At 37.1% G+C, this 14,103-nt stretch carries 11 protein-coding genes; 6 read left to right on the top strand and 5 right to left on the bottom strand.

Translation table 11 applies throughout. The features are described from left to right. Positions 1-2: 2 nt before the first annotated feature. Both DKG80_RS14020 and DKG80_RS14015 read right to left on the bottom strand, forming a co-directional pair. On the bottom strand, positions 3-503 hold the full coding sequence (locus tag DKG80_RS14020; RefSeq protein ID WP_109831980.1) for a hypothetical protein: 501 nt from the start codon (positions 501-503) through the stop codon (positions 3-5). Then, a complete protein-coding gene (locus DKG80_RS14015; protein WP_109831979.1) occupies positions 503-1,501 on the bottom strand; it encodes a glycerophosphodiester phosphodiesterase in 999 nt (332 codons plus the stop codon). Before DKG80_RS14015 ends, DKG80_RS14020 begins: the two co-directional genes overlap by 1 nt. A 123-nt stretch (positions 1,502-1,624) precedes the next feature. Here DKG80_RS14015 and DKG80_RS14010 point away from each other — a divergent pair, with 123 nt between their 5' ends. The 4 genes from DKG80_RS14010 (at position 1,625) to DKG80_RS13995 (ending at position 8,647) form a co-directional block, all read left to right on the top strand. Beyond that, positions 1,625-4,372 (top strand): FlgD immunoglobulin-like domain containing protein, encoded by a 2,748-nt coding sequence (locus tag DKG80_RS14010; protein WP_109831978.1) that lies wholly within the window; start codon positions 1,625-1,627, stop codon positions 4,370-4,372. Between the two features lie 75 nt (positions 4,373-4,447). After that, positions 4,448-5,326 carry a DMT family transporter gene (locus DKG80_RS14005; protein WP_109831977.1) on the top strand — a complete coding sequence of 293 codons (879 nt, stop codon included), beginning with the start codon at positions 4,448-4,450 and terminating at the stop codon, positions 5,324-5,326. A 66-nt stretch (positions 5,327-5,392) separates the two neighbouring features. After that, positions 5,393-5,944 (top strand): hypothetical protein, encoded by a 552-nt coding sequence (locus DKG80_RS14000; RefSeq protein WP_109831976.1) that lies wholly within the window; start codon positions 5,393-5,395, stop codon positions 5,942-5,944. Positions 5,945-6,460: 516 nt separating this feature from the next. Continuing rightward, on the top strand, positions 6,461-8,647 hold the full coding sequence (locus DKG80_RS13995; RefSeq protein ID WP_109831975.1) for a hypothetical protein: 2,187 nt from the start codon (positions 6,461-6,463) through the stop codon (positions 8,645-8,647). 78 nt (positions 8,648-8,725) lie between these two features. On the opposite strand, the gene DKG80_RS13990 is transcribed toward DKG80_RS13995, so the two are convergent. The 3 genes from DKG80_RS13990 to DKG80_RS13980 form a co-directional block, all read right to left on the bottom strand. Further along, positions 8,726-11,281 (bottom strand): ATP-dependent Clp protease ATP-binding subunit, encoded by a 2,556-nt coding sequence (locus DKG80_RS13990; RefSeq protein ID WP_109831974.1) that lies wholly within the window; start codon positions 11,279-11,281, stop codon positions 8,726-8,728. A 105-nt stretch (positions 11,282-11,386) separates the two neighbouring features. Further along, entirely contained in the window at positions 11,387-11,995 is a 609-nt protein-coding gene (locus DKG80_RS13985) for a WbqC family protein (RefSeq protein ID WP_109831973.1), read from the bottom strand. Beyond that, positions 11,992-12,621 carry an L-threonylcarbamoyladenylate synthase gene (locus DKG80_RS13980; RefSeq protein WP_109831972.1) on the bottom strand — a complete coding sequence of 210 codons (630 nt, stop codon included), beginning with the start codon at positions 12,619-12,621 and terminating at the stop codon, positions 11,992-11,994. The genes DKG80_RS13985 and DKG80_RS13980 overlap by 4 nt, the downstream gene beginning before the upstream one ends. Positions 12,622-12,715: 94 nt before the next feature. On the opposite strand from DKG80_RS13980, the gene mltG reads away from it, so the two are divergent. Next, on the top strand, positions 12,716-13,753 hold the full coding sequence (gene mltG / locus DKG80_RS13975; protein ID WP_109831971.1) for an endolytic transglycosylase MltG: 1,038 nt from the start codon (positions 12,716-12,718) through the stop codon (positions 13,751-13,753). Next, positions 13,753-14,088 (top strand): MGMT family protein, encoded by a 336-nt coding sequence (locus DKG80_RS13970; RefSeq protein WP_109831970.1) that lies wholly within the window; start codon positions 13,753-13,755, stop codon positions 14,086-14,088. The genes mltG and DKG80_RS13970 overlap by 1 nt, the downstream gene beginning before the upstream one ends. The last annotated feature ends 15 nt before the right edge of the window (positions 14,089-14,103 follow it).

Genomic DNA, 14,103 nt, shown 5'->3' with positions numbered 1-14,103 from the left:
TTCTATTCAATCTCGAGCTTGTCGACTAGTATCTTCTTGTGATCCTCAGAAAGCTCCAATTCTTCGATTAGGAGATTAAGAGTAGGACGTTTTAGGGATAGGAAAATCATAGTGATCACATAAGCCACTATGAAAAGTCCGTTGACAGTAGTATAGTACCCAGCAACACATATACCACAAACTAGCATCAGAGATAAAAACTTCTTGCTAGAGACTTTGTAATAAGTATCTAATATAGATCTCAAAGTTGTTTTTTTCTTTACCTGCGATAGCCCAGTTTTATATTGACCTATCGACCAATATAGGGTAGCGGCTATGGTTAGATTAAGTATTATAGCTAAACTCCATTGCATCCATACTTCAGGAAGAATAGGGATGAGTTGGTTCGATTGCTTCTTTAGTAAAAGTATCGCCAGTGGTAAAATGGTTACGGCTACTGTTGCATTGAAGAATAAATAAATTCTGTTATAATATTCTTCTCCATTTCTGTATTTCAAAGTCATTAAAGAGCCTTTTCTCTCTCATCTTCGATACGGAGCTCTCTGTCAATGCTATCGAGCTGGTGCTTGATCCGTACCATTTTATCTGGGAAATCAGTAATAATCCCATCTACACCCATGCTTAGCATTTTAAGCATATCTTCTCTTTCGTTTACTACATAAGTGAAGACCTTATAGCCTCTAGCTTTGAATCTAAAGATTCTACGTTGAGAAAGCGTAGTGTAGTGCGGGTTCAGTGTAGTGTAAAATTCATGCATGTTTCTATGATCAGTGAAGTGCTTAGCATTGATATAGAATGCCAATAAATGTGTTTCCTCTTCACCCATCATTATTTTCTTCATCTCTATCGTAGAGTCTGGATGGAAAGAACCTTTGGAAGCTAGAATCAAGGAATCTGCAGTAAAAGCATCTTCAAGGTATTGTTCATCATAGGCTTGAACTATACACCAGTCTTTAGCACCTTTTTCTTCAATGATTTCTATGATTCGAGCAGCAAAACCATCATAATACTGATGGCCTTTTGATTTGATATCAATAATGCATTCAAGTTTTCCATGAATCAGATCAAGTGTTTCTTCTAGCGTAGGGATCTCTTCTCCTGCATAAGCAGGATCAAACCAAGATCCAGCATCTAGTTGCTTTACCTCCTCCAGCGTAAACTCGTGGATAAGCCCTTGGCCATTGGTAGTTCTAGATACTTCTTCGTCATGGAAAACCACTACCTCTCCGTCCTTCGTATAGTGAACATCGATCTCTATCATGTCCGCACCTAGATCGATTGCTTTTTGAAAAGATGCCAATGTGTTTTCTGGAGCATATCCGGATGCACCTTTATGTCCTACTACTTTGAAATCTCTTTTTCGAATATTGTGCAGGTCGTCACTAGCAATATACCTTTGGTAAAACCAAGGTTCATATAACCAGCTTAAACCCAAGAAAATCATCATAGGAAGAGCGTACCAAATAAAGTTTCGACTGTTTACGCGTTGTCTTTTAGCCATGAGGTAGAATTTACGTGCTAAAATTACAATAAGTCTCTAAACATAAAAAATACCCTTTGAGACTTAATATACTATTGAACTAAAGAGCTTTTGATTACTTTGGTCACTGGCCAATTTTGGGATATGAAATACATTTTGATTTTGTCGGCTTTTGCCATGTTTGCATGTGAACAACAAGCTAATCTTCAACAACATCCAACGAAGATAATATCAGCACCTTCTGCCATCAGTTCTCGAGAGAATATTAATGCTAGGTATGATTATGAAATGACAATGGTCAAAGATCCTGTAACAGGACAATTACCTCCAAACATTCGAAATTTAGAATTGTCCTACATCAATAAAATAAGAACTGCTTCAAATCAAAGATCAAATGATTTTGCATCTAGTTGGGAATCTATCGGACCTTACAATGTAGGAGGAAGAACTCGAGCACTAGCCATAGATCAAGATAACGAAAATGTTATTTTAGCAGGAGGAGTTAGCGGAGGACTTTGGAAATCAATAGATGCTGGTGCTTCATGGATTAGAAAGTCCATTCCTACTGAGGTGAATAGCATCTCTTGTTTGGCACAGGATCCATCTTCTGGTAATAATAATATTTGGTATTATGGAACAGGAGAGTTGAGAGGGAACTCCGCTAGAGAAGTTGGAGCTGCCTATCGAGGAAATGGGATTTATAAATCAATAGATAATGGGGAAAGCTGGCAGGCCTTGCCAGCTACCACTATCGAAGAGGAAGGTTTTTTCCAAAGTCCTTTTAATTACAGTTGGAATATAGGTTTAAAAGATACTGGTAGCGGTGAATCGGAAGTATATGCCGCTATCTATGGAGGTATCGTTAGATCTGTAGATGGAGGAGCTAGTTGGACTACTGTACTTGGTGAAGATTTGATTAACTCTGAAGAAGAGGATCTGAATACTGTAATAGCTCCATTTTTTACTAATGTAATAGTTACATCAGGCGGTAGACTTTATGCATCATTAAGTGCAGCTACGACTACAGGGGAGGCTTATTCAAGTGCTGGTATTTATGTTAGTGATGATGGAGTCAATTGGAGTAGATTAAATATTGGATTAGGATTTTTTCCAATACTCTTTGATCGTGTTGTAATGGATTATACCCCTTCGGATGATCAGGTGATATACTGTTATATTTCTGAGAACTCTCAAAACTTTCTTTACAAGCTCAAAGTAAATGATCAACGAAATCTTATTGAAAAACAAAATTTAACAGCTAATCTGCCAGAAGGTCTTGACTCACAGAGTTCCTATAATATGGTAATCAAAGTCCATCCAGACAATGAGAGTGTTGTTTTTATAGGAGGTACCAATTTATATCGATCTACCGATGGTTTTTCTTCCTCCAACAATACCACACTGATAGGCGGTTATGAAGAGGAGGGTTCTGCAGAGTTATATGAAAACCATCACCCAGATCAACATGCGATAGTATTTTACGATTCGGATGAGAATAAAATGCTTAGTGGGTCAGATGGCGGAGTCAGAGTCACAGAAAACAATTTAGAGGAAGAGGTCAAGTGGACCAACCTTAATAATGGCTATCTAACATCACAGTTCTATTCTATAGCGATATCTAAGGATGAAGGTTCTGAATTTGTCTTAGGAGGAATACAAGACAATGGCACATATATCAAATCTTCTATTGTGTCGACGGCTAATTGGTCTAGACTATTAGGAGGTGATGGTGCTTATTGTGCTACGACACCTGGAGATAGATATTGGTTTATATCATTTCAAGAGTCTAATATTTTTAGAGTAATATTGGATGATGACAGAGATGTAAGAAGTTTCGCACAAGTTGATCCAGCTGGAGGATCTGGGTATTTGTTTATTAATCCATTTGTTTTAGATCCTAATAATTATAATCGGATGTATTTGGCAGGAGGACAACTGATTTGGAGGAATGATAATGTCAATCAAATTCCATCAGGCAAACAAGAGCCTACTGAAGTGAATTGGTTTGAGATTGAAGATACAAGAAGCTCTACACAGCAAGTGACTGCTTTGGATATTTCGACCTTTCCAGCAAATGTTCTTTATTATGGTAATAGTTCTGGAGATGTTTTTCGTTTAGAAGACGCTAATCTTACTTATTCATCACCCGTGAGGATCGCTCAAGGAATCGGTGAATATGTAAGTTCTATTAGTATTGATCCTTTAAATGCAGATCATGTATTGTACACATATAGTAATTATGGTGTACAAAGCGTCTATGTGACTACCGACGGAGGTGAAAATGTTATTCCTGTAGGAGGGAATCTAGAAGAGGTAAATGATGGATCAGGAAGTGGACCTAGTGTTCGAGTTTCTAAAATTATCCCCTTAAACGGCGGAAGTAGATTATATCTTTTAGGAACCAGCTCAGGATTGTTTTCAGTTAACCAGTTAGACGGGATGAATACAAAATGGAATCAAGTAGGTAAGTCGACCATAGGTAATTCAGTAATCCGAGATATTGATTACCGTTCTTCTGACGGGACCTTAGTAATAGCTACTCATGGCAACGGAGTTTTTGAAAATCAGATATTAAATGCGGAAGAAATAATGTTACCAGAGTCTAATAGGCAAGGACAGCAATTTGTAAGTACTTTTCCTAATCCATTCACAGATCAAGTGAATGTAAAAGTAAGTATTGGAGAGCCTGGAGCCGTCACGACGGCTTTTTATGATAATTCAGGACGATTTATTAGACAATATAATAGTACCTATCAGTTTTCAGGAGAACTCTCCATCCAGTGGGATGGTACAGATCAACAAGGTGTAAAGGTCAAACCAGGATTGTACTTTATAAGAATTCATTTTAATGGTAAGTCTAGGTATGCCAAGGTGTTGTTTGTTGGAACTTAAGTGTTAAATATGCACTGAGTTCATCCAACCTTTTCTATAGTTTTCGTATTTACAGCTTTAGCTATTTACTATTACATGAATAAAACTATACCACTATTCGTTATTCCAGCTTTGATCTGGGGTTCTACTTGGTATGTTATCAAGTTTCAACTTGGGACTATAGATCCTTTGGTTTCCGTTTCCTATCGCTACTGGTTAGCAGGTTTAATCATGCTGATATTTTGTTTGCTTACCAGAGCTAATATGAAGTTTAACTTAAAAGAGCATCTTTTCATGGCATTGCAAGGGTTATTCTTATTTGGGCTAAACTATTGGACGGCGTATGAAGCGGAAGTACATATCACTAGTGGTATGATGGCTATAGCTTTTTCATGTATAGTCTTTGCCAATTCCTTATTCGGCAAAGTGTTTTTAAAAATCCCTATCAACAGAAAAATCATTTTGGGAGCCATGCTTGCTTTGGTAGGAACGATATTGATTTTTAGTGCAGAATTAGTACATGTGAATTTCTCTCCTGCTACCATAAAGGGTATGTTGATAGCGATGCTATCTATGACGATTGCTTCTCTTGGTCAGATTACTTCAGCTCGTAACTCGAAGAATGGTATTCCTGTATTGCAAGCCAATGCTTTTGGAATGCTATATGGAGCTTTTCTTATGAGTGCCTTAGCTTGGCTAATGGGATTAGATTTTTCTTTTGACGTTAGCGTGAGTTATGTAGCTTCTTTAATGTACTTAGCAGTTTTTGGTTCCGTCGTAGCTTTTGGAGCATATTTGACTTTGATCGCAAAAATCGGTGCTGATCGCGCAAGCTATTCATTGGTGGTAATTCCAGTTATATCAATGTCTATTTCAGGTGTTTTTGAAGGGTATCAGTGGAGTATTTGGGTGATAATAGGGGTGAGTCTGATATTAGTTGGGAATGTTTTAGCATTGAGAAATAAAATGAGTTGATATCAAATCAAACTTTTTTTATTATTGATATACAAAATCAATGCATAATAAACCAATCAATCTACGATGAAAGTAAGAGGAAATGTAGTTAGTGGAATAAATGACTTTGTCCAGAAGAAATTTCCCGAAAAGTACGCTCTATGGTACGATACGTTATCGGATGATTCTAAGAATATATACAATAAAGTAGCGTCTTCTCAGTGGTATCCAGTGGAGGAGGCTGTGATAGAGCCTACAAGGTCAATGTGCGATATGTTCTTCGTTAATGAAAAGAAAGGCTCATGGGAGTCTGGGAGGTATAGTGCTGAAATCGCCTTAACGGGAGTATATAAAGTTTTTGTCCTAGTAAGTAAACCTGGTTTTATTATCAAGAGAGCTGGTAGAATGCTTCCAACTTTTTATGATGATACAGAAATTCACCTTATCGAAAGTTCGGATACGACTATGACAGTTCACATTACTCGACTCCCTATCAAAGACAGAATAATAGAATATCGTATTGCAGGTTGGATGGAAAAAGCCATGGAGATTTGTGGATGTCATAATCTCAAGGTTTCTCTTCCAAAATCTATAGCTGGAGGAGATGAATATACTGAGATTAAAATGATGTGGGAATAGTAATTTAATCACGTGTTTTAATCAGTTCTATTTGTGAGAGAATTTACTAGCATCGAAGGCAATAATGTATCGGCTGGAAAATAGACTAAAGAGTATTTATAAATCTTAAGCATAAAAGTTTCTTTCCAAGAAAAGTTATCGGCAGTTCTGAAGAAGGTATGTTACTTCAAGAGTTTCAATTCTAATTGATGTAGTGGCTCTCTAATAATTTTTACGTCTATTACGGGTTTTTTTAAGCTGTTATTATAAAATCATTTCTATTAGTTTAATGGTATATTAAAAAACTTATATTAAATTGTAAAATGTCAATTTTGTTTCTTGTCTAGATTAAATTGGCATCCCGCGGAGCCAGAGTTACATGTCAATTTTTTCAGTATTGCATATCTCTAGTGTAAGTGTTAAGTTTTCAGAGTGTTAAGTCTATTAAGTTGTCGTCGAACATATTATAATTTTCGTCGAACTTATTGTGTGTATAAGGTGTTTTTTGTTAAAATAGCTGTTTATACTACAATTGGCATGAGAAAAATTTCTACTACACTACTCTTCATTGTTTTATCCATAGGATCAGTTTATTCCCAAACCAGTTGGATAGGAACTGCAGCAGACAATGATTGGACTAATCCGGCGAACTGGAATAACGGAGTTCCATCAGCTGCGACGGGAAATACGGTAATAGATGGCGACCAGTATGCTGCTGCAAATTATCCGATAATCAGTTCAGCATATTTAACAAACATTAAGCTACTATTGGTGCGTGATGGAGGTCGTTTAGATATTGAGGGTAATCTTACTGGTGATGGTACAAATGCTGCTGATATTCGTGTAAGTAATGGAGCAGTAATTAATCACGCAGCAGGTACAGTTTCGGGGTTTGACGATTTTCAAATTGATGGAGGTACACTGAATGTTTCAGGTACTGCAAATCTTCAAATTGACGATGATATCAAGTTTGAGGATTTGACTGGGGATGCAACCACAAACGGTACAGGAGGTACTATTAATATTTCTGGTGGCTCTGTTTCTGTAGGAGCTGGTGGATCTGGACAGATTGATTTTAATGGGTTAACGGGGAATGTGGTAAATATTACTGGTGGCTCGTTAGCTGTAGAAGAAATAGTTGATCCAGCAGCAGATAGTGAAGTGAATGAAAATGGTGGTGATTTGACTATCGATGGATCTAGTGTAATTACTGTATTAGATGGAGCAACACTTAATACTGTCTCTGAAACGATTACCGAGGATATTATAATTAACCCTGGAGGTGTATTGAATATAAGCGCGAGTAGTACTACCAATTTTCAAGGTAATATTCTCAATAATGGCACATTTACCACAGCAGCTGGGGGTACAGCACAATTTAATGGAGGTACTCAAACAATTAGTGGAAATCAAAATGCATCTTTTAATATTGTTCAAATTGGAAATAGTGTGGCTACTGCATTGGTACTAAGTATCGATATTAGTGTAGCTGGTAATTGGACAGTAAGTGGAGGAAGTACTTTTACCGCTAATACGGGTACTGCTACATTTAATGGAAGTTCTGCACAGGCTATTTCAAATGCGAATACGTTTTTTAACCTTGTAGTTAATAATTCCTCTGGTATTTCTCTTTCAGGTGGGGATTGTACGGTAACCAATCAGTTTACACTTACAACAGGTGTGGTATCCACCACATCATCAGCTATGATTGTCATCGCAGATGGAGCTACTTCCAATGAAGGAGCTGCAGATAGTTATATAGATGGTCCAATTAAAAAAATAGGACAAGGAGCATTTGTATTTCCAACAGGTGATGGTGCGAATTGGGCCAGAATTGCAATTTCTGATCCAGCAAATGCTACTGTAGAGTTTACTGCAGAATATGTTGCTTCAGGCTTAGGGTCTACGGATATTGATGCCGGTTCGGCAGCTTCTATTGATCATGTAAGTGTTTTCGAATATTGGAATTTAAATAGGACAGGTACTAGTAGTGATGTTACAGTTACATTGTACTGGGAGACCGGAACTGGGACAGGAATTATGGATTTGGCAGATCTTCGCGTGGTTCATCATGATGGTACAGATTGGGATAACATCGGAGGAACTGGAGTTGGAACTACTACTGCAGGTACTATCTCTTCAAACACAACAGGAACATTTAGTCCGTTTACATTCGGATCTAGTACGGAAGATAATACACTCCCAGTTACATGGTTGAGTTTTGAAGGTATGTTATATGCAGGCCATGTGGAGCTATCCTGGTCAACTGCAACAGAGGTTGATAACAAAGGATTCTTTATTGAAAAAAGTGCAGATGGTATTTATTGGTCAGAAATTGGATTTGTAGATGGAGCTGGAATATCAAATCGTACTTTGGAATATTCATTTACGGATTTAACGAGTCCAGCAAAGTATTATCGACTGAAACAAGTAGATTATGATGGAGAGTATGATTATTCCTATGTGGTTTCAATTTCTTTAAACGAAGATTACAAGGTTTATTTTTCGTCTACTACTAGTGAAGTAGTCATTAAGAGTTCTAAAGTTTTCGGTCAGCTAGCTAGCTTGTCAGTGTTTAATTTACAAGGAGAGTTACTAATTGATAAAGCAGTTGAAATAACTAATAGTTCAATGTTTGTGGACTTAAAAATTGACTCAGGGCAGTTATTGATAGCGGTTTTAATTGTTGATGGTAAGGTTCAAAAATTCAAGTTTTTGAATTAGCATTATTTGATGTTACCGCAAAAAAAAACATCGAGTATGCACTTGATGTTTTTTTATATCTAAAAGTGAGACTAAAGATTACTCTTCTTCTTTAGGCTCTTTCTTAGCCTTCTTCTTTTTGACCGTGATTGTCAATTCAGAGCTGTCTTTTTTATGATCTGCAATTAAAGTTTCTCCTTCTTTTACAGAATCATTTAATATAAACTCAGCAATAGGGTCTTCTAAATACTTTTGAATCGCTCTGTTCAATGGTCTAGCGCCATATGCACTATCATATCCTTTGTCCGATAAGAAATCTTTGGCAGCTTCAGTCAACTCAATATTGTAACCCATCTCTATTACCCTTTCCAAAAGTTTCATCAAGCTAATGTCAATAATCTTATGGATATCAGGTCGCTCAAGACTATTAAAGATGATTACATCATCGAGTCTATTCAAGAATTCTGGAGAGAATGCCTTCTTTAGAGCACTTGAAATTGTCGATTTCATAATGTCATCCATGTTATCTTGTTTCGCTTTGTTTACGAAACCGATACCTGCGCCGAAATCTTTCAAGTCACGAGCTCCTATATTCGAAGTCATGATAATGATAGTATTTCTGAAATCTACTTTTCTTCCAAGTCCATCGGTCAATATCCCATCATCTAATACTTGAAGCAGAATGTTGAATACATCAGGGTGAGCTTTTTCGATTTCATCAAGAAGTACTACACTATATGGTTTTCTTCGAACTTTCTCCGTTAATTGGCCACCTTCCTCGTAACCTACATAACCTGGAGGCGCTCCTACTAGTCTTGATACGGAGAATTTTTCCATATATTCACTCATATCAATTCTAACCAACGCATCGTCCTTATCGAATAAGTATTCGGAAAGAACTTTAGCTAATTCTGTTTTACCGACTCCAGTAGGTCCTAAGAATACAAATGAACCAATTGGCTTCTTTGGATCTTTTAGTCCTACCCTTGTTCTCTGAATCGCTTTTGCAAGTTTATCTATTACTTGATCCTGACCGATGACATTCTTTTTGAGGTCATCTTTCATTCCAAGTAATTTGCTGCTTTCATTTTGTGCTACACGTTTAGTAGGTACTCCAGTCATCATAGCGATTACTTCAGCGACGCTGTCTTCGTCCACCGTAAATCTTTGAGACTTGGTTTCCTCTTCCCATTTAGCTTTAGCTAGTTCAAGCTGCTCAATTAATTTTTTCTCTTTATCTCTAAGTTGAGCAGCCTCTTCGTATTTCTGGCTTTTTACAACTTGATTTTTCTCAACTTTGATATTCTCAATATCCTCTTCCAAGCTTACAATTTCATCAGGAACATAGATGTTATTGATGTGAACTCTAGATCCCGCTTCATCCAATACATCTATGGCTTTGTCGGGAAGATGTCTATCACTGATATATCTATCTGACAGCTTCACACAAGCTTGAATTGCTTCTTCGGTGTAATTGACATTATGATGATCTTCGTACTTTTCTTTGATGTTATTCAAAATTTGTACGGTTTCATCTACAGATGTAGCTTCTACCATCACCATCTGGAACCTTCTCGCCAATGCTCCATCTTTTTCGATATACTGTCGATATTCATCTAAAGTCGTTGCCCCGATGCATTGGATCTCACCTCTTGCTAGAGCAGGTTTAAACATATTAGAGGCATCTAAAGAACCTGATGCTCCTCCTGCGCCAACAATAGTGTGTAACTCATCAATGAATAAAATCACTTCAGGAGATTTTTCAATCTCATTCATGACAGCCTTCATTCTTTCTTCAAACTGACCTCTATATTTAGTACCAGCTACTAAAGAAGCTAAATCAAGAGTAACTACTCTTTTGCCGAATAATACTCTTGAAACCTTTTTCTGGATAATTCTTAAAGCAAGGCCTTCAGCTATGGCTGTTTTTCCTACTCCAGGCTCACCAATGAGGATAGGGTTGTTCTTTTTTCTTCTTGATAATATTTGAGCTACTCGCTCAATTTCTTCGTCTCTACCAACGATTGGATCAAGCTTATCATTTTCGGCAAGTTTGGTCAAGTCTCTTCCGAAGTTGTCCAATACAGGTGTTTTTGATTTTTCTCCACCTTTTGAACTTTCTTTACTGGAAGAACTACTTCCTCCACCTGAGCCGCTACCAAATAGTCTTCCAGAATCGTCATCTGGATCATCAGTGTCTGATGAAGCCATTGGGTTTTCAGTTTGATATTCAAGTAGTTCTTTGACTACGTCATAGGCTACATCGAATTTGTCCAAAATCTGAGTTCCTATATTGTCTTCATCTCTTAGAATAGAAAGCAATAAATGCTCTGTACCAATTAATTGACTCTTGAATATTTTTGCTTCCAAGTATGTGATTTTCAAAACTTTTTCTGACTGCCTTGTCAGAGGGATGTTTGCTAGGTTCTTTACATTGTGTGTAGCAGAACCTTTTGTAGCTTTTTCAATCGAAGCTCTTAATTCCTCAAGTGAAACCCCTAGTTTCTTTAATAAGCTCACTGCTACTCCTTCTCCTTCTCGGATCATGCCGAGGATGAGGTGTTCGGTGCCAATATAGTCATGCCCCAAACGTAGAGCTTCCTCGCGGCTCAAGGAAATAACCTCTTTTACTCTATTTGAAAATTTAGCTTCCATACGCTACTTCTTTGCGTTAAAAATTCCGATCTATAATCTATAAAAACTTGGGCTACTTTAAAAACGAGGAGAACCTTAAATACGTTCAAAAACTCACTAAAGTTTTTACAGGTACGTGTTTGATGTAGGTCCATTGCAACTGACCAAGTCAAGAACACTCAGGTTAGGAACAAAAATGTTACCAAATATCTGCATGTATGTTTTGGGATGAAAGATATTTCGTTGGAAATGTTCCTTTTTGGGATGAATTACAGATCTCATATCTTTTAGATCGTCTTCATTAGACAAAACGTAAGAATTTGTGTAACAAATTTCTGTGTCTATGTTGACTGATTTTAGACAAAATGACAGGATTTCTTTGTTCAGGTCTAGCAACCTGTCATGTTTAACAAAAAGAATGTCGTGTAAGATATCTTTGTAGTATTCGAAATATGGACTTTTATTATATGCGGAAATGATAGCTCGCCAGTGCGTATTTAACCACTTTTCCTTATAATCAATTTCTATTTCGTCCATGGGTACTTTTTTATTCCCATTTTTGACAGGGACTGACAGTGGCTGTACACCATGAGTTGTCATTATGTAGCAGCGGTTTCGATAAGTTTGCTTTACAAAATACTCCTTCGATTCTATTAGAACTTTATCCTGCCCATCTATAAAGCTCAAGTACTCTATGCATGGGAAGTAGTGACTATCGATGATTACTGTTTTCATAAATACTGTTCGATATCACCTAAACCTTCTCTCACTAGCAAGGGTGCATTATCCGTACAGTCTACTACGGTACTAGCTGTAATTTGACCATATCCGCCGTCTATTACCATGTCTACCTTGCCGTCATACTTTTCAAAGATCAGCTCTGGGTCAGTCGAGTATTCTAGTACTTCGTCATCATCATGAATAGAGGTAGTGATTATTGGGTTTTCTAGAAATTTGACAATTTCTCTTGGAATATTGTTATCGGGCACTCTTATGCCTACAGTTTTTTTTGATGCATTTAATATTTTAGGAACCTTATTACTTGAGTTTAAGATAAAGGTGAATGGGCCTGGTAGAGCTTTTTTCATGAGTTTGAAAATAGGAGTAGGAAGAGATTTAGTATACTCCGAGATGTGACTCAGGTCATAACAGATAAATGAAAAATCTGTTTTTCTAGACTTGATATTTTTGATTTGTTTGATACGTTCAACAGCCTTAGTATTGAAAACATCGCATCCCAATGCGTATACAGTGTCTGTAGGATAAATGATCACTCCACCGTTTTTGAGGATTTTGACTACCTGATCGATTTTTCTAGGATCTGGATTTTCAGGGTATAGCTTGATGAATTCTGTCCGCATAGAATGTAAAGTTAGGTGGAATTGAATGGTAAGTGAAAACCGAAACAAGAATAGAGTTTATATTTCGAGAGAGATCCATACTTTTGCCGCCACTATGAATAAGAAAAAAGTAATTCTAGCATCTGTAATCATTGCCTTTTCGGTGATGCTCTCTTCATTTGGACTTTATTTCCATTCAATGATCTTTTCTCCCAATTTTTTGGTAAAGGAAGAAGATCGACCTCTAATGATTCCTACTGGGGCGACTTTTAAAGATGTTCAGAATCTAGTGCATGATGGTAGATATGTTTCGGACTTGCTTTCATTCAGTTTCCTATCCAAGCTAATGAATTACGATAAGTCTGTAAAACCAGGGCTTTATGTGATAAAAAAGAAGATGTCTAATATGCAAGTAGTACGAATGCTACGAGCGGGGGAGCAGGTTCCAGTTAATGTTACTTTTAATAATGTAAGGATGACTCCGGATTTGCCAGAAAAAATCACTAAAAATCTTGAGATAAGTGAAGAGGATTTTATGAAGCTATTGGATAACGATTCGTTACTTGAAGCCAATGGTTTTGATAGCTTAACAATTGTTGGGATGTTCATTCCAAACACATATCAGATGTATTGGAATGTATCACCGGAAGGGTTGTTTAAAAAGATGAAGAATGAGTATGACAAATTCTGGAATGATGAACGTATAGCTAAGGCAAAAGAAATGGGGTTGACACCTAAAGAGGTATCTGTTTTAGCTTCAATAGTACAAGCGGAAACAGTCATGTCAGATGAGAGACCAATTGTAGCAGGTTTATACTTTAATCGATTAAAACGAGGAGAAGTTTTGGCGGCAGACCCAACTTTAGTATTTGCTGCACAAGATTTTGAAATTCGTAGAGTATTGAACAAACATAAAGAAATAGAATCCCCTTTTAATACTTATAAACACAAAGGGTTACCTCCCGGTCCAATTAATATGCCTGAGATTAGTTCTCTCAATGCTGTATTGAATTATAAGAAACACAATTATCTATTTATGTGTGCTAAGGAGGATTTTTCTGGTTATCACAATTTTGCCACTAATCAGAGAGATCATAGTCGCAATGCCGCCAAATTCCAACGTGCAATGAATAAAGCAGGAATCTACAGGTAATGGTTAAACAATACTCGTTCTTTGACGACGTCTATGAGGTAGTAAAGTTGATTCCGAAAGGGAGAGTAACGAGTTATGGTTTAATTGCAAATTATCTAGGAACCAAGCTCACTGCACGAATGGTAGGTTGGGCAATGAATGCGGCTCACGGATTGTCCGATGTGCCCGCACATCGAGTGGTCAATCGAAATGGTCTGCTTACAGGAAAAGCACATTTCGCTACTCCAACAATGATGCAAGAACTTCTGGAAGCTGAGGGGGTTGAGATAGAAAAGGATCAAATATTAGGCTTTAAAGAACTGGTATGGGATCCTTCTAAGGAGTTGGAGTTGTAGAATAAATAGGATAGA

This window comes from Reichenbachiella versicolor, assembly GCF_003171675.1.
In the GTDB taxonomy this organism is placed as follows: Bacteria; Bacteroidota; Bacteroidia; order Cytophagales; family Cyclobacteriaceae; genus Reichenbachiella; species Reichenbachiella versicolor.
Note: the sequence above shows the minus strand (reverse complement) of the source record. Positions and strands in the feature narration are given on the sequence as shown.